Below are 16,163 nucleotides of genomic sequence, written 5' to 3'. Positions count from 1 at the left end.
ATCAGAAAATTACCAACCGCGCTAATGCTACCACTATCAGCCTGATGCCTTACTGATATGGCTCACGATGTTGGAAGTGCTGGGACTATTTTCTAAGTGTCAATCCAATACCGAGCGCCTTCATCACCGCCAGCGTGGTTTTCAGCGTCGGGTTTCCTTTCTCACTAAACGAGCGATAGAGTTGTTCGCGGGATAACCCCGTTTCTGCCGCGATGCTCGCCATTCCCTTAGCGCGTGCCACCACGCCCAATGCTTTTGCAATGTACGTTGCATCGCCTGTTTCGAGGGCATCCGCCATAAATACAGCAATTTCTTCATCATCAACTAGCGCAGCAGCGGGATCGTACTGAGTAAGCTTATTCATGGCGGAAGGTCTCCTGATAATCCAGTGAACGGGCGAGCACTTTTGCAAGGGTGATATCGTTGGCTTGTGAGCTTTTATCGCCACCACATAGCAAAATGATGATGCGGCAGCCATGCTGTTTAAAGTAAATCCTGTAACCAGGACCGTAAGAAATGCGCATTTCGCTGATACCTTCACCTACAGGTTTAACATCGCCAGCTAAACCATTCGCCAGTCGAAAAAGTCGTGCGGCAATGAGCGTTTTGGCCCTGCGATCTCGCAGATTCTGTTCCCAGCGTTGGAAAACCGTGGTCTGAAGAATTTCCATGATTACGTTCCATGTATTTTATAAACTATATTGTGAATTGACAAGTTGAAAGTAGAGAATAAAAAACTGGGAGGTAAGAGGAAATGCTGGTGGGCGTAAACAGGAAAGCGCCTCGCAGTAATGCGTAATTTTTCAGGATGCTGTGGTTGATACGAGAAACGATAACAGGGGATAGTCGGCTTTGTGCCAGGAGCGGACGTTGTTTTTGATAGCTATTAAGCTATGAATCACTGTTAATCTGTAAATGATAAAATGTTTTGGATTGCATCTTACTATTTCCTATATCTGATTGGTAATCATATCAATTAAAGAATAATTTTTGCTAGGGCAAAACCGATTGGAACTGCAACTAATATAGAGATACAGCCCGGTAAAAAGAATGGATGATTAATTATCTTAGAACCATTCCACCGTTTACTTAAAAATGAGCCAGTATCATCAGTTGCAATTGCAAATGCAGTTGTTGGGTAAATGTTAGTGAGATAAAGTGCACTAACAGCGACGAAACTGGCTAAAATGGCATCAGCGCTAATACCAATAGAGGCGGCAATAGGCATCAATAAAGCACATGTTGCGCCTTGACTGAATAACATTGCGCTGGTACAGAAAAAAACTACCGCCAGTAGTCCCGGATACATACGTAACATATCACTGGCTTGTATTTTTATCTCATCGATATGTGCGCCAATAAGCGTACTGCTTAACCACACAATACCTAGCACCACAACCAGTGATTCAGCACCAGATTTAAATATAGGTGTATTCTTCAGTTCTTTCATATCAAGCTTACAGATAAAAACAATTAACGTAGAAACAACAAACATCGTGATGATTATTAGATCACGAGAATTAATTACATGCCCAATAACCGATTTAAACAGCAACATACAAACCACAAATATAACACCAACCAAAAAAATGACTACCGAAAATTTAGCCCTTGCGGGAACTTCGTTGTTGATATGTTTATTTATAATAATTTTATTTTCTTGCATAACTTTTTTACAAACGGGGTCATCAGCCAAATTTTCACCTTGTCTGCTGGCGATAAAAGCCGCAACCAGCATAGCAAAAAAAGCTGTGGGAAAAACAATCAACATAGCATCACCAAAACTGACTCCCATTACCTCAACAGTACCATACATAATTGCTGTAGCTGCAGAGATTGGTGAGGCTGTAATTCCTAACTGCGAAGCAACAACAGCAGAACTTAATGGTTGGCTGGGCCTAATACCGTTATCTTTTGCAACTTCCTGAATCACATTCATGACTGACATAGCGGTATATCCCGTACCGGAAAGTACCGTCAGGAAAAAGGTCACTGTTGGCGCAAGAATATTAAGGTAACCTGGATTATTGCGTAATAATTTCTCTGTCAGAGTTACTAAATAATCCATTCCGCCAGCCTGTTGCATTGCAGAGAGCGCTACAATGGTGGACAGAATAATGAGCATGACGTCTACAGGCGGAGTCCCCACCGGAACATCAAAAATAAAAACTGAAATTGCTAATCCAACCCCGCCAGCAAACCCTACTCCAATTCCCCCCCAACGGGCGGCAACCATGATAGTCCCCAGCAATAAAATGACATGAAACATTACCATATAATTATCCTGTTTTTATTTCACGCAAAGTGGATGCCAAGGTAATGAATTTTTACATTCATTACCTCAAGTCAAAACTAATCATTTATTAAATCGGGTTACTACAAAATATTCATTTCTCTTTGATACCGCTTAATCACTGCTGTACTTTTTTGTGGGTCAGTCATATTCATTGGATCAAGCAAGTAATCTGCCTGTTCTGGTGTTAACAGATTTTCTGCTAACACGACCTGCTTTACACTGGTCTGCTGCTGAAATGCAGCTTTGGCGATTCTAGATCCTACCTGATAGCCAAATAATGTGGAGATGATAGTCGCAAGCGCTGTACTTTCCTCTGCATAACGGGCGCTCACTTTTTCGTTGATCGCAATATCCTTCAGGCACTTATCAATAAATAACGGTATCCCTTTACTTAATAATGAGCAGGATTCAAAGAGAACTTTCAACAACACAGGTTCCCACACGTTCAGATCAAGCTCACCGCCCTCCACAGCCATCGTCACAGTTACGTCATTGCCAATCACCTGATACGCAATTTGATTTATCAATTCAGGTATTACAGGATTAATTTTTCCCGGCATAATTGAAGAGCCCGGTTGGACAGCAGGGACAATAATTTCATTAAACCCCGCTCTTGGTCCTGAACCTTGTATACGAAAATCGGTAGCCATTTTGGAGAGAAACGCAGCTATTTTTTTTAGCTGTGCGGAAAATTCAATATAAAAATCACCGTGCTGAAGACCGTCAAAGAAATCCGATTCTGGCGTGTATTTATCCCCAGTAATGATTTCCAGCCACTGATAAACTGCCGGGATATATCCTTCGTGAGTGGACAGGCCTGTGCCTATAGCTGTCGCGCCCAATGGTAAAAACAATGCTTCTTCGCTTACTTCAGCCATTTTTGCTCTAAGTTTGCTGACCTGCGTGCGATAAGCGCCAAACTGCTGGCCAAACGTCATCGGCACTGCATCTTGTAAGCAGGTTCTCCCTAACTTCACCTTGTCAGAAAACAGAAAACTTTTTTCTGACAACACCGCTTCAAGTTCTTCTAATTGAATTAACAATTGATTTATATTCATACGGCTGGTCATTTTCATCGCCGCAGGGATGACGTCATTCGTTGACTGCCCCATGTTAACGTGGGTATTTGGGTGAATCTCATCATATCCGCGTTTGCCAGTGATTAGCTCATTGGCCCGGTTTGCGACTACTTCATTCATGTTCATATTGGTTGAAGTGCCGCCTCCCCCCTGAAAAATATCAATAGGAAAATGGGCATCAAAATCGCCGGCCATTACCTCTTTCAACGCAGTAACGATGGCTGACGCTTTCTGTTCATCCAGCGCACCAATTTGTCTGTTAGCCTCTGCTGCCGCTTGCTTGATTGAGGCGATAGACCATAAAAAGTGTGGAATTTCTCCAGCTGTTTTTCCTGACACGGAGAAATTCAGCACCGCACGTTGTGTTTGAATACCATAGTAGGCCTCATCTGGCAGCATTAAAGTTCCTAATAGATCTTTTTCTTCACGCATATCTGTTTCTCTTGTGTATTAAGGTTGCCTATACATTAATTTAGCGATGTAACAGATAGTTTGAAGTAGCTCAAAGAAAAAATACCATTTAAAAGTTAAATAGATACTATTAAAAAATGCAATACTAAGGGGCGAAAATGAAGGATATTAACTTTGATTTTAAGCAATTGCAGGCATTTTTAGCCGTGATAGACACAGGATCATTTACAGCCGCAGCAAGGAAACTGAATGTGACTCAGTCATCAATTTCGCAGCAGGTTGCAAACCTGGAGCTAGGATTAAATACTGCTCTAGTCAACCGTTCACAGCGACCAATCCAGATGACGATAGCCGGACAAGCACTCTACCCATTAGGAAAAAAAATTATTGATAACGGTATCCACCTACAAGAACGTATCAATGCAATAAGCGACGGACATATTTCAAATCTGAAAATTGGGTTTGTGGATTCAATTAGTAAAACCGTTGGCCTGGATATCCTGAAATTCCTGCAACCACAGGTGAAGCATATTTTTCAGGTGACTGGCACAGCATCCGGATTACTCCAGGAACTTAATAATGGGAATATTAATCTTGCTGTAACCATGCTGTATACTGAAATGCCACCCAATGTTAGAATGTACCCTTTGATTGAGGAAGAGTTTCTATGTATTTGCCCCAAAGCATGGCCGGAAACAGAGCTGGAAGAATTATGTAAACAGCGGAACTACATTGCTTATACCCAAAATACGCCAACGGGAATCCAGACACTTAACTGGCTGAAATGGCAAAATTTTTCCCCTACCATTCAGTTTGAAATGGACAATGCTGATGAAATATTGAAACTAATATCCTGTGGTTACGGGTGGACGTTAACGACACCGTTGTTCATTACTACTATTCCTGCTTTTTCTAACTTGCTGAAGATTATCCAGATCAAAAAGCGTAAAGAGCGTCGTAAAATTGTTCTGCTGTGCAAGAATGATGAGTTCTCAGTTTTTTATAAAAATATGGCGTTTGAGATTCGTTCGATATTGGAAACGAAACTGGAGCAGGAGTTTTACAACCAACTGGATTTGGATGATAATTTGCCATCATAGATATGCACACGAACATAACAGATCTCAAATCCAATGTCCGCTCCTCGCTCTAAGCAGACCTTCAGAAAACGATACATAATTCTGATCGCTAGACTTCGATCCCTTTCTGCTTCAGCTCTTTTCTAATCACACGTTTAATCCAGGCTGCCAACGATTCATCGCCATCCTGCCGTTGTGCTTCTTCCATCGCTTTTCGTAGTTCCGGATCCAGACGGAATTGAAACGGGGGATTGCCTCTTCTTTCGTTCATGTGTGTTGGCACCTTGATTATACGAGATGTGTGATGACACACTACTCTTACAAGCCAGAAATACCAACTTCTATACTTCAATCCCTTTCTGCTTCAGTTCTTTCCTAATAATTCGCTTAATCCATGCGGATATTGACGCGTCACCATCCATTGAAAGCGCTTTCTGGATCCCTGCTTCCAGTTCCGGCTCGACACGTAACGCGATTTGTTTGTTACCTTTCTTTTTGAATTCTACCGTTGACATGTGTCTGACACCTGATTTACATTGATGATCGTAAGACAAGTGTAAGTCAATTGTCTTACAGAAACAACGAAGCCCGGCAGTGCGCGAACACATACCGAGCTTCTAACCACAACATTATACGAGGTAATGCTATGGCTGATGCTAATAGTACCACTAACGCCTGTTTTGCGTCTTCTTCTCTCATACCGCAAGCTGACCTGCTTTATTTTCCACTCGCCGAGGCGTTCCGCCATCTTGATTGTCGCCATCTCACCACCGAAGAAAATCTGGCGCTATCGTTTGGCTGTGAAGAGGCGCTGGCAGAGTTGTACCAGACGCTGAATTTTATGGGCGAAAGCCTGCTGACCATGGCGGGTGAAGGTCAGGAACATTTTGCATATGAAAGCATATGCCAGTTAGGACACAGTCTGGTAAACATCAGCCAGTTGATTCCCGCGCTGGCGCAGTTGGAAGCGAAAGCTGATCAGCAACTGTTTGTCAGCGACTCCCTAAACTAATCTGGAAAGCGCCTCGCAGACTTCTTCTTCGGGGCGTGACAGACCTGTGCAACCATCTTAGTGTGACATGATGATTTGCTGGCCGGGAACAGGAAATGCTCGCTTATTACGCACACCTTAGGTGTGTCATGCGTACTGCTATGGGGGTTATCATGCGCACTGTGTCTAAGGTAAAAAAATCAGTCAATGTCTCTCTGGCTCCAGAGATACTGGAAGAGGCGCGCAAGCTTAAAATCAATCTGTCAGCGGTTTTAACCGAAGCCCTAATCGAAAAATTTCGTGAGAACAAACGTGAAGAATGGCTGCGGGAAAATAAAAAATCGATAGCAGCATTAAATCAATGGGTGGAAGAAAACGGTTCGTTCAGTGATTTTCAAAGGACATTTTGATTAATGGTTATCAGAGCGCCCATCCCTGGCGCTCTGTTCCTGCTTCTTTAACCCGCCCGCGCAAATTCTGCCGCTTCGGCAATCAATGCGTCATCCGGGCGTACGCCGGTATACATGGCGAACTGCTCTACGGCCTGTAAGGCAATCACCTCTGCACCGCTGATGGTCTTTTTACCCAACTGCTGTGACAGCTTAATCACCGGTGTTTCCGGCGGCAGGGCGACGACGTCAAACACTACGCTGGCGGCAGCGACCATCGCTTCGCTGTAGGCCAGTTCATCGCTCTCTTTACCGCCAGCCATGCCGACGGGCGTCACGTTGACCAGAATATCGCAGGTAATCCCTTCCGACTGGTGCTGCCACTGGAAACCGTACTGTTTTGCCAGCGCCGGGCCGCTCTCGCGATTGCGCGCGGCAATGATTACATCCGTAAACCCCGCATCGCGAAAGGCGGCAATCACCGCTTTACCCATTCCACCGCTGCCGCGGATCATGACGCGTGCGCTGTTATCGAGCTGGTGGCTGGTAATCAGGCTTTTTACCGCAATGTAGTCGGTGTTAAATCCTGTCAGCGTACCGTTGTCATTGACGATGGTGTTGACGGAATCAATGACGCTTGCGGAAGGATCGATGGCATCCAGAAACAGCATGCAGCTCTCTTTGAACGGCATAGAGACCGCACAGCCGCGAATTCCGAGTGCGCGAACACCTTTCACTGCGGCCTCAATATCCTGCGTGGTAAAGGCTTTGTAGATAAAATTTAAACCTAATTTTTCATACAGATAGTTGTGAAAGCGAGTGCCAAAGTTGCCAGGGCGACCGGCAAGCGACATGCACAACTGGGTGTCGCGGTTAATCATGTTAAATTTCCTCGGCGTGAGACAATATGTACTGTTCGGCTTCCTGCGACCAGACCCCCTGATGACGCTCCAGGATATCGCGCAAGGCTGGATCATCAATCTGGGTGAGCGCGGTTAATGGTAAGGCTTTGCCGGTGTAAACCAGTTTTTTCCCGCCGCCGACTGTTGGCAGTTCCAGCGTGGTTTCACCTGCCGCATTCAGCCCCAGAATGTGCGTCACCACTTTTGCCGCCTGAACCTTCTTCTCTTCGATAAGTTTAACCGCCGTGCGCATGTCGTCGGTATTGCCGCCAGACGTCCCAACATAATGGGTGAAGGCGTAGTGTACGTCGTAGAAGTTAATCGGCGCGCTAAATTGCTTATCCTGCGGACCAGCAAAGAAGTTCATGCAACCATCGGCAGCCAGCAGGGAAGAGGCCAGCGTAACCAGCTGTTCGTTGGGCACAAACACAAAGATGTCATCAAACCCGTGCCCGCCGCTCAGCGCCATTAAGGTGTCATAACTCGCATCCTGGGCATGGAGATAATGGATCAACGTTTGTGGTTCTGATGGATAGTGCTTGCGGGCGTAGCTCAACTTGTCGTTATTGGTGTCGGTTACCACCAGCAGCGCCGGGTTAACCGGGCCATGCAGTGCATAGTCGATCGCCAGTAGTCCCATCGGCCCGGTGCCGCCGAGTATCAGTGTACGTCCCTGCGGACGAATGCCCATCTTATGGTTATAAGAGCCTTCCTGCAGGTGATAGTTGGCGTTGAATGCGCCAATCACGCAGGACAGCGGCTCAACCAGCGAACCTTCAAAATAGGTTTCGCCTTCGTAGGCCAGCAGGCAGTCCTGCTCCATCACCTCATTGGGAATAACGACGTGGGTGGCTTCACCGCCCACCCACGGGAAGGAGTATCCCGGGCAGTCCGGGCGATCCGGCAGTTGCAGGTTAGCCTGAATGACATAGCGCTGGCCGGGTTGAAACTTATGCTGCCATTTTTTGCCTACGGCAATAATGTCGCCGCAAAACTCATGACCGATGATGATCGGGTTGGTGGCCACATCGTCCGGCACCTTTTTGTGGTTCTCGCCCTGGTTAGCCTCTTTCCAGGAAGAAAGGCACAGGCTGTCGGTTACGACTGAGGCCAGAATTTCATCGTCCTGCATTTCAGGAAGGTCGAAGGTTTCCAGGCGCAGATCGCGTTTACCATAAAGACGTAAAGCTGTTGTTGTTTGCATTGTTACCACCTCTTCCTCTTTCGAGGACTATTTGTTGAAGTTGCCCCGGCATTGCCGGAGCGAAAAAATCAGGACAGGAAGCCCAGTGCGTTACCGATAATTCCCAGCGCAAACAGGGCGAAGATTAGCCATACCGGATTAATTTTCTTGTTGAGCAGACGCACCATCAGCAGCGTCAGACCCAACGCCAGCAGGCCGGGGCAGAGTTGGTCGAGAATGTTCTGCACGGTCATGGTGACGGTGGTGCCGTCTGCGCCAGGCGTTTGCGATACCACCAGCGGCACGTTGATGCTGGTCCATTTGGTGACCAATACTCCCATCACAAACAGGCCGAGAATCGATGCGCCTTCGGTCAGTTTCTGCAGCAGGTTGCCGCCCATGTCGCTGACGATGTTGACCCCTTTACGAAAGCCAAGCTGTAAGCCGTACCACTTCATTGCCAGACGTACTGCATTGAAAATAAAGAAGAACAATAGCGGGCCGAGAATGTTACCGGATAGCGCCAGCGATGCGCCGAGCGCGGCGGTAATCGGGCGCAGCGTTCCCCATACCAGCGGATCGCCGACGCCTGCCAGCGGACCCATCAGGCCGACTTTGATGCCGTTGATTGCGCCATCGTCAATTTCCGCACCGTTGGCGCGTGCTTCCTCCATTGCGGCGGTGACGCCAATCACTGGGCCGCAAACGGCAGGGGTGGTATTGAAGAACACCAGGTGGCGTTTGAGTGCGGCAACCTGATCCTCTTTTAGTGGATACAAGCGCTTGATGGCGGGGATCATGTCGTAGCAAAAGCCCAGCCCATGAATGCGTTCGAAGTTGAATGACGCCTGTTGCAGGTTGGAGCGAACAAACATGCTAAACAGGTCGGATTTGGTCAGTTTTTTCTGTTCCATGATGGGCTCCGTTAGTCTTCAAGCTGATCAAGAGCTTGAGAAGAGGGGGCTTGCGCCTGCGGTTCAGTCTTACGCCACTGTGGGTTCAGCTGGATGTAGACCAGCGCGATAATCACGCCCACGCCGCCAAAGGCCAGCAGACTTAAATCGAGGTAACCCCCGGCGATAAATCCGAGGAAGAAGAAGGGCATCAGGTACTTCACGCCCATCATGCGCAGTACCATGGCGTAACCGACGACTACGATAAATCCTCCGGCAATCTGCAATCCGCGGGTGACGAATTCCGGGATGGCGTTGAGCATATTGCTGACCATATCGGCGCTAACAAACAGTGAGACGATTAATGCAGGAATGGCAACGCGCAGCGCCTGTACACCGAGAGCGGAAACGTGCAGCATGTCGATGGTACGAAAGCGGGCGTCTTCGGCTGCTTTATCCGCAGCGTGCTGGAACACCACGGTGATGGTACGGGCGAATACCGTCAGTACCTGGCCTGCCGCCGCCACTGGCAGAGCGATGGCGATCCCGGTGGCGATACTCTGTTGCCCGACAATCACCAGAATGGCGGAGATAATACTGGCGAGTGCCGAATCGGGAGACTGTGCAGCGCCAACGTTCATCCAGCCCAGAGCGATTAACTCCAGCGTGCCGCCGAGCATAATCCCGGTTTTTAAATCACCGAGGATCAGGCCGATAACGGTACAAGCAATTAGCGGACGGTGGGTCTGGAACTCATCCAGCACGCTGCCCATTCCGGCAATACAGGAAAATAGAAATATGGCTATAATCTGTAGGGTACTTATTTCCATAATATGTCACCTTGTGAATGTGATCATCCCTGCCTGTTACAGCATAAATACACAGGCGTTTTTATTTATTCAGCGAGCGATTGTTCTTTTATTTTTTCAAGGATATTAACTGATGGGTCTGATGCGACGACGCGTAGATCAAGCGTAACGCCTAATTTAGCTAATTCATGAAAAGCATGAATATCGTCATCATCTAATGAGACCGCTTTGGTTAATTGTTTTTTACCGGGTCGCCAGGCCATGCCGCCAATATTTAACGTGGCGATTTTTACCCCTTGTTTTACCATTGCTAATGCATCTTGCGGACGAGTAAAAAGATAAAAAACGGTTTCGTTCTGATATTGCGGATTATGGTAAACCGCGACCGCCTTTTCGATATTAACGACGTTCACTTTCATTCCCGGCGGGGCGGCCTGACGCAATAATGTGCGACGTACTTCATCGTTATAAACGTCGTCATTACAGATAATAATCCGTTGTGCATTCGCCACCTTCGACCAGACGGTGGTGACCTGACCGTGGATCAGGCGGTCATCAATACGAGCAAGGGTAATGTTCATCAGAAATCCTCTTCGGCCGTTTCCAGATGTTTCCAGACGACACAGGTTTGTTGAGCAATGGTCGTCAGGTGTTCACACAGTTCATCCACATTCATACTGCTTTGGTTGTCTACCAGCTCCAGCGCCAACGGCAGTGATAACCCGCTGATGACCCGTATCGCCGGATTGTGCATCGCCAGCGTCGCGGCGGCATTCCAGGGACTGCCACACTGCAAATCGACGGCAATCAGCCATTCATCTCCGGTGTGAATACTTACTAACTTTTTCAACTTTTCCACGATGTCGCTGGCGTTCTCTCCGGGGACAAATGCCACGGCTTCAACGTTGGCATCACCGTAGACCATCTGTACCGATTCCAGCATGGCGCAGGCCAGTTTGCCGTGAGCACAGAAGATTGCATTGACCATAAAACCTCCTTAGCCGCGCGTTTTACCGCCCGCAATGTTAGTGGTTACTCCGGTAATATAACTGGCGCGTTCTGACAGCAGATAACAAACAAAATCAGCGACTTCGCTTAAGCGCCCTGAGCGACCAATTGGGATCGCGTTCCTGGTGTAGCCCTCGCGCAGCTGTTCGACGGTGATGTTGCGGGTCCAGGCCAGCGCTTCTTCATACTCGGGAGTGCGCAGACCGGTTTTTTCCAGAATGCCAGGCGCAATGCCAACCACACGAATCCCGTGTTTTCCCAGCTCTTTTGACCAGGAACGGGTGAAGCTATTCAGTGCGGCCTTGGTGGCGGCATAGCAACTTTGGCCTTCTGAGCCTTCCAGTCCGCTTTCTGAAGAGACATTCACAATCACGCCGTTACGCTGTTTTACCATTTGGCGTGCTACGGCTTGCGACATTAAGAACACACCTTTCTGGTTGATATTCACCATTTTTTCAAAAGCGGCTTCGTTGAGTTCATATTGCCCGGCGGGTGCTTTTTCATCGACCAGCAGCCGCGGAAAATTAACGCCTGCGTTATTCACCAAACCATCAATACGCCCATGGCGGTGGATAATTTCGGTAACGGTATGATTAACTTCTTTGGCACTGGAAATATCTGTCGGCCAGAAATGATATCCACTATGGCCTTCATACTTACCGTCACCACCGTGAATATCCGCCATTTGCACATTCGCGCCCTGCGCTAATAACTCTTCAACAATCGCCAGCCCAATTCCGGACGCGCCGCCGGTAACAATAATGACTTTGTCCTGCAGATTTAACCACGTTTGCATAATTAACTCCCAGTTTCAGATAAGGGGAGCCCACATAAAATTAATTATGTCAGGACCCATTCGAATATATTTACTTCAACAATAATTCAGCGGTATGGCTGTTAGTCACTAAACCGTTAATATAATTTCCACGCAATGCGCCCAAAATTCCACTGTATTTCTCTTCACCCATTGCAATGCCAATTGAGTAGCGCGCCTGCTTTAATTTATTGGTTTCAATGGAAAGTGTTTTTTCACTCATATTGGTTTCTACCGTCACGCCGTTGATATCGTAAAAGCGCGAGCAAATGTCTCCGGCTACCTGACGGGCATGCAGGTCATCGCTCTCTTCGCTGCCGTAAAAGGCGTGCCAGTTGGCGCCATCACGTATTGCCGGAGATCCAATCCCGACCAGCGCGATGTCCAGATTATCCCAATAAGCAGAAATCGATTTGAAATGTTGGGACTGCATAATGCCATTGCGAATGAGCGGGTTCTCCAGCAGCGCCGGGAAATCGGCCAGATGCGATTCCCCCTTGAGCTTTGCCGCTGCGCCGTAGGTCAGCGTATTAACGTGGTAGCGGCTTTCAAGCTTGCCGGATGGCCCGCCAATAATCGGCACGCAGATCAGCTGACGTGACTGACTGGCAGGGGATAATCCTTCAACAAGTCCCCGCACCGCGCGGCCCCATGAGAACCCAATAATGTCGCCGGGTTCCAGTAAGCGTTCCAGCAACTGTGCGCCGTGCACACCCATCATCGCGAGTTGTTCGTCTTCCTGTTCGCTGTCGCATGAGACCACCACCGCCTCTTTCAGGCCAAATTTCTGTTTTAGCTGCTGTTCCAGCCACAGATTTTCGTTGTAGTCGTAATTAATGGCGATGGTGACGATACCCTGCTCGCGTCCACGTTTTAGCAAACGGCTGATGGTGGTGCGGTAAATACCCAGCTCGCGGGCGATTTGCGCTTGTGTCATATCCTGTTCGTAATACAGCTGCGCTATCTTTACGATCAGGCGGATATCATCGCTGTTTTCCGTCGCCATTTTTGGACTCCTGCACATTTGTGCAAATCACGAAATTGTCTTCTTGATCTGATATAACCCCAACTGTTCTCCATCTCAAAGCTATTTTCACTTATTTCAGCGCCCTGTAATGACCGATTGTGTTGCACATTTGATGTGGTGATGGCGTGTTGTTGGCACAGATGTGCTTATCTCTCTAATGTATTGATTCTGCTTGTTTTCACCCAACAAAATTGCAGGGATGGATCGCTGACACTTTTGTGTCAAAAGGTGTGACGGATCACAAATAGCGCGTGGGCAGTCGAACACGATTATTTTTTATCGTCCGCAAGGTAGGGTATATTTCGCTTTTAATACACAAAAGCATTCAAGTTGTATCAAGGCGGCAAGGGAACGAATTCCTGGGAGCATAGATAACTATGTGACCAGGGTGAGTGAGGGCAGCCAACGCAGAGACGGCTTGAAGGATGAAGTGTATACAGGAGAAATTATGCTGCCCGACTCATCCATCCGATTAAATAAATACATCAGTGAAAGCGGAATCTGCTCGCGTCGCGAGGCGGATCGCTTTATCGAACAAGGGAATGTCTTCCTGAATGGTAAACGCGCCACCATTGGCGATCAGGTGATGCCTGGCGACGTCGTAAAAGTGAATGGTCGGTTGATTGAGCCGCGTGAAGCGGAGGATCTGGTTTTTATCGCGCTGAACAAGCCGGTAGGAATTGTCAGCACCACCGAAGACAGCGAACGCGACAACATTGTTGATTTCGTGAATCACAGCAAGCGCGTGTTCCCCATCGGTCGTCTGGACAAAGATTCCCAGGGACTGATCTTTCTGACTAACCACGGCGACCTGGTGAATAAAATCCTGCGCGCTGGTAACGATCACGAAAAAGAGTATCTGGTGACGGTCGATAAGCCCGTAACCGACGACTTTATTCGTGGGATGGGAGCCGGTGTGCCAATCCTCGGCACCGTTACCAAGAAATGTAAGGTCAAGAAAGAAGCGCCGTTTGTGTTTCGCATCACGCTGATTCAGGGGCTGAACCGCCAGATCCGCCGTATGTGTGAGCACTTTGGTTATGAAGTGACGAAGCTTGAGCGCACACGCATCATGAACGTGAGTTTGTCCGGCCTGCCGCTGGGTGAATGGCGTGACCTGACGGATGACGAACTGATCGATCTGTTCAAGCTGATTGAGAATTCATCATCAGAAGCTAAACCGAAGGCGAAAGCGAAGCCAAAAGCCGCCACCGCAGGCATCAAGCGCCCGGTAGTGAAAATCGAAAAATCGGCGGAGAAAGAGAAATCGCGCCCGGCGGCAAACGGGAAGCGTTTTACCTCGCCGGGGCGTAAGAAGAAAGGACGTTAACGTCTGCCGCGCGTTGGCGTATTCGCCGACCAGGAAAATGACGCCTCTGAATCCGGTTTATAAGCCTGCTTTTTCTTCAACTGGCGGGCTTTTTTAGCTTCTGCTTCGCGCAAGGCCATCAGTTTATCGATGTACTCTTTCTTGATGCTGTTGGTCTCAGCGTTGGTCAGCAGGCGACCATGTGCAATGCGCGCGCGGTCAAGCAGCGTTTTCAGTTCACGCTGTTCGCGCTCGGTCATCTCTTTTTGGGTAATGCGGGGGAGTGCCATACGGGTGCCCTCTGTTAGCCGATATTCTCAGTGTACGGTAATCCTGGTCAGGCTGATAGCGCTCAATAGGCAATACGCAATTTCCCGCCAAAGTCCTGCTGGGTATAACCCGTTGTTTTGAATCCTTTATCCGTGATGATGCTATCGATTTCTTTTAACGTGGCGATACACATCACCCCATCCTGACCAAATTTGGTATGGTCGGCGAGAATTACCGCTTTTTTGCTCATGGCAATCATGGACTTCGCCACGTACGCCTCATCAAAACTTTTTACCAGCACTCCATGCTGAGGCGAAATTCCACCTGCGCCAATGAAGCAGATATCGGCGTGAATGGCGTTAATTTGCTGACAAACCGAGACACCGAGATTGGCGCGAAAATGGTAGTCATATTCACCGCCTAAGACGTAAACGCGGGCCTGAAGATTATGCTCTTTAATTTTATCCGCAATTAACGCTGAGTTGGTAATAACAGAATAAGCGAGTGGGGGTAATAGTTCAGCAAGAATTAAGTTAGTCGTACAGGAGTCAATAAACAGCGTATCGCGTTCGCTAACCATCGTGGCGGCAATTTTACCAATTGCCATTTTTTCATCACGGTGTATATCAATCCGCGCGCCGAACTCATCTTCCTGAACGACCTGTTTTTTGACAGCCCCGCCATGGATTTTGGTAATTTGTCCTTCGGACTCCAGTATCGAGAGGTCACGGCGAATGGTCTCTGATGTAACTTTTAGCGTTTCCGATAATTTGATGACTGTGACTTCACCGAACTTATTTAATTCATCAAGAATATGTTTTCTTCTTTTAATCGGGTTCATTATTTTCCGCCAATGTCGTGCTTTGGCGCATGGTAACTGGATGCGCAAAGCAACGCAACCACTCCAGCGCACAGACAATACCTTCATCATCATTAGAGGCCGTCACATAGCTGGCGTGTTGTTTTACTGCATCAGGCGCATTGCCCATGGCGATACCGATGTTCGCAGCGGTAAACATACTGATATCGTTCTGCTGATCGCCAATCGCCGTAACCTGTTCGGTCGCTATATTTAGCTGTTGCCTTAACATGTTTATAGCATAGCCTTTGTTTATTTCAGTACGTTGGATGTCAATATAATTCCCCCCGGTGATTGTCGCCATATAACCACAGGGTAATTCATTATTCATTGCCGTACATAATGAATTTATTTTTGATTGTTCTGCCACCAATGTGATCTTATAAATGTCATGCTGATTAAAAATATATTCAGGCGTTGCCGAAATAAAGGGTAGCTCAAATAAGTTGGCCTCATAAGTCGTCCATGGTGCTACGAGTCGGTCATCACGATGATAAATAGCATCGGCGCTAAAAAAATGATGGGGGTAGCAGGAAAGAGAAATAGATCGGTCAATCTCCCGGAGATCCATGCAAGAGAGTGTCGCAGTATGAATAATATGCTGCGACGTCATCTCCAGAATTTGCCCGCCATTAAAACCGGCGCACCAGGCAAACAATTTATCTACCTGTTGCTGTTGTAACAGGCGCACCATAGAGGAGACCGGCCTGGCGGAACAGGCTGCCAGCAGACCGCCACGCTGGCGGAACTCAATCAGCGCCTGACGCGTGCGCGGGCTGATTGTTTTCTGCGATGTCAGTAACGTTCCATCCAGATCGGTCACCAGCAACATTTCTCTTTCCTC

General features: G+C 47.8%; 21 protein-coding genes. 4 read left to right on the top strand and 17 right to left on the bottom strand.

Translation table 11 applies throughout. The annotated features are described in order from the left end of the window. Nucleotides 1-85: 85 nt before the first annotated feature. The 4 genes from SK32_RS22740 to SK32_RS22725 form a co-directional block, all read right to left on the bottom strand. A complete protein-coding gene (locus SK32_RS22740; protein ID WP_048213961.1) occupies nucleotides 86-364 on the bottom strand; it encodes an addiction module antidote protein in 279 nt (92 codons plus the stop codon). Further along, nucleotides 357-674 carry a type II toxin-antitoxin system RelE/ParE family toxin gene (locus tag SK32_RS22735; RefSeq protein WP_048213960.1) on the bottom strand — a complete coding sequence of 106 codons (318 nt, stop codon included), beginning with the start codon at nucleotides 672-674 and terminating at the stop codon, nucleotides 357-359. The genes SK32_RS22740 and SK32_RS22735 overlap by 8 nt, the downstream gene beginning before the upstream one ends. Before the next feature lie 302 nt (nucleotides 675-976). Further along, complete coding sequence (locus SK32_RS22730; RefSeq protein ID WP_048213959.1) at nucleotides 977-2,275, bottom strand: anaerobic C4-dicarboxylate transporter; 1,299 nt, start codon at nucleotides 2,273-2,275, stop codon at nucleotides 977-979. A 101-nt stretch (nucleotides 2,276-2,376) separates the two neighbouring features. Next, nucleotides 2,377-3,807 (bottom strand): aspartate ammonia-lyase, encoded by a 1,431-nt coding sequence (locus SK32_RS22725; protein WP_048213958.1) that lies wholly within the window; start codon nucleotides 3,805-3,807, stop codon nucleotides 2,377-2,379. Between the two features lie 137 nt (nucleotides 3,808-3,944). Here SK32_RS22725 and SK32_RS22720 point away from each other — a divergent pair, with 137 nt between their 5' ends. Then, nucleotides 3,945-4,886: a LysR family transcriptional regulator gene (locus SK32_RS22720; RefSeq protein WP_048213957.1), complete on the top strand. Its 942-nt coding sequence runs from the start codon at nucleotides 3,945-3,947 to the stop codon at nucleotides 4,884-4,886. 88 nt (nucleotides 4,887-4,974) lie between these two features. Here the strand turns inward: SK32_RS22720 and SK32_RS26155 are convergent, their stop codons facing one another. Both SK32_RS26155 and SK32_RS26330 read right to left on the bottom strand, forming a co-directional pair. Further along, nucleotides 4,975-5,136 (bottom strand): phage protein, encoded by a 162-nt coding sequence (locus SK32_RS26155; RefSeq protein ID WP_003841416.1) that lies wholly within the window; start codon nucleotides 5,134-5,136, stop codon nucleotides 4,975-4,977. 70 nt (nucleotides 5,137-5,206) lie between these two features. Then, nucleotides 5,207-5,380: a hypothetical protein gene (locus SK32_RS26330; protein ID WP_032938222.1), complete on the bottom strand. Its 174-nt coding sequence runs from the start codon at nucleotides 5,378-5,380 to the stop codon at nucleotides 5,207-5,209. A 131-nt stretch (nucleotides 5,381-5,511) separates the two neighbouring features. On the opposite strand from SK32_RS26330, the gene SK32_RS22705 reads away from it, so the two are divergent. Both SK32_RS22705 and SK32_RS22700 read left to right on the top strand, forming a co-directional pair. After that, nucleotides 5,512-5,877, top strand: a complete 366-nt coding sequence (locus tag SK32_RS22705; protein ID WP_048213956.1) for a hypothetical protein — start codon at nucleotides 5,512-5,514, stop codon at nucleotides 5,875-5,877. Between the two features lie 95 nt (nucleotides 5,878-5,972). Continuing rightward, on the top strand, nucleotides 5,973-6,266 hold the full coding sequence (locus tag SK32_RS22700; RefSeq protein WP_048213955.1) for a type II toxin-antitoxin system CcdA family antitoxin: 294 nt from the start codon (nucleotides 5,973-5,975) through the stop codon (nucleotides 6,264-6,266). Nucleotides 6,267-6,313: 47 nt separating this feature from the next. Here the strand turns inward: SK32_RS22700 and SK32_RS22695 are convergent, their stop codons facing one another. From SK32_RS22695 to SK32_RS22660, 8 genes are all read right to left on the bottom strand, one after another. Next, nucleotides 6,314-7,126 (bottom strand): shikimate 5-dehydrogenase, encoded by an 813-nt coding sequence (locus SK32_RS22695; protein ID WP_048213954.1) that lies wholly within the window; start codon nucleotides 7,124-7,126, stop codon nucleotides 6,314-6,316. Between the two features lies 1 nt (nucleotide 7,127). Beyond that, nucleotides 7,128-8,351: an L-sorbose 1-phosphate reductase gene (sorE, locus tag SK32_RS22690; RefSeq protein ID WP_048213953.1), complete on the bottom strand. Its 1,224-nt coding sequence runs from the start codon at nucleotides 8,349-8,351 to the stop codon at nucleotides 7,128-7,130. A gap of 68 nt (nucleotides 8,352-8,419) precedes the next feature. Continuing rightward, nucleotides 8,420-9,244 carry a PTS system mannose/fructose/sorbose family transporter subunit IID gene (locus tag SK32_RS22685; RefSeq protein WP_003031641.1) on the bottom strand — a complete coding sequence of 275 codons (825 nt, stop codon included), beginning with the start codon at nucleotides 9,242-9,244 and terminating at the stop codon, nucleotides 8,420-8,422. Between the two features lie 11 nt (nucleotides 9,245-9,255). After that, entirely contained in the window at nucleotides 9,256-10,053 is a 798-nt protein-coding gene (locus SK32_RS22680) for a PTS mannose/fructose/sorbose transporter subunit IIC (protein ID WP_044715019.1), read from the bottom strand. A 65-nt stretch (nucleotides 10,054-10,118) separates the two neighbouring features. Next, the gene (locus SK32_RS22675; protein WP_048213952.1) at nucleotides 10,119-10,613 is read right to left on the bottom strand and encodes a PTS sugar transporter subunit IIB; all 495 of its coding nucleotides are present in this window, start codon (nucleotides 10,611-10,613) and stop codon (nucleotides 10,119-10,121) included. After that, nucleotides 10,613-11,020, bottom strand: a complete 408-nt coding sequence (locus SK32_RS22670; RefSeq protein WP_003031647.1) for a mannose/fructose/sorbose PTS transporter subunit IIA — start codon at nucleotides 11,018-11,020, stop codon at nucleotides 10,613-10,615. The genes SK32_RS22675 and SK32_RS22670 overlap by 1 nt, the downstream gene beginning before the upstream one ends. Nucleotides 11,021-11,029: 9 nt before the next feature. Beyond that, nucleotides 11,030-11,836: an SDR family oxidoreductase gene (locus SK32_RS22665; RefSeq protein ID WP_048213951.1), complete on the bottom strand. Its 807-nt coding sequence runs from the start codon at nucleotides 11,834-11,836 to the stop codon at nucleotides 11,030-11,032. 70 nt (nucleotides 11,837-11,906) lie between these two features. Continuing rightward, nucleotides 11,907-12,860 (bottom strand): sugar-binding transcriptional regulator, encoded by a 954-nt coding sequence (locus SK32_RS22660; RefSeq protein ID WP_048213950.1) that lies wholly within the window; start codon nucleotides 12,858-12,860, stop codon nucleotides 11,907-11,909. Between the two features lie 469 nt (nucleotides 12,861-13,329). On the opposite strand from SK32_RS22660, the gene rluF reads away from it, so the two are divergent. After that, a complete protein-coding gene (gene rluF / locus SK32_RS22655) occupies nucleotides 13,330-14,211 on the top strand; it encodes a 23S rRNA pseudouridine(2604) synthase RluF (protein ID WP_032948298.1) in 882 nt (293 codons plus the stop codon). On the opposite strand, the gene SK32_RS22650 is transcribed toward rluF, so the two are convergent. The 3 genes from SK32_RS22650 to SK32_RS22640 all read right to left on the bottom strand — a co-directional run bounded on the left by SK32_RS22650 (nucleotide 14,208) and on the right by SK32_RS22640 (nucleotide 16,151). Then, complete coding sequence (locus tag SK32_RS22650; protein WP_003031655.1) at nucleotides 14,208-14,480, bottom strand: YjbD family protein; 273 nt, start codon at nucleotides 14,478-14,480, stop codon at nucleotides 14,208-14,210. The two genes, rluF and SK32_RS22650, sit on opposite strands and share 4 nt — an antisense overlap. Before the next feature lie 62 nt (nucleotides 14,481-14,542). Beyond that, nucleotides 14,543-15,301, bottom strand: coding sequence for a DeoR/GlpR family DNA-binding transcription regulator (locus tag SK32_RS22645; RefSeq protein ID WP_005132777.1), 759 nt, complete (start codon nucleotides 15,299-15,301; stop codon nucleotides 14,543-14,545). Further along, on the bottom strand, nucleotides 15,288-16,151 hold the full coding sequence (locus tag SK32_RS22640) for a Cof-type HAD-IIB family hydrolase (RefSeq protein ID WP_048213949.1): 864 nt from the start codon (nucleotides 16,149-16,151) through the stop codon (nucleotides 15,288-15,290). Before SK32_RS22640 ends, SK32_RS22645 begins: the two co-directional genes overlap by 14 nt. Nucleotides 16,152-16,163: the final 12 nt, after the last annotated feature.

This window comes from Citrobacter sp. MGH100 (assembly GCF_001034465.1).
Classification (GTDB): Bacteria; Pseudomonadota; Gammaproteobacteria; order Enterobacterales; family Enterobacteriaceae; genus Citrobacter; species Citrobacter youngae.
This window is presented reverse-complemented; position numbering and strand designations above follow the sequence as displayed.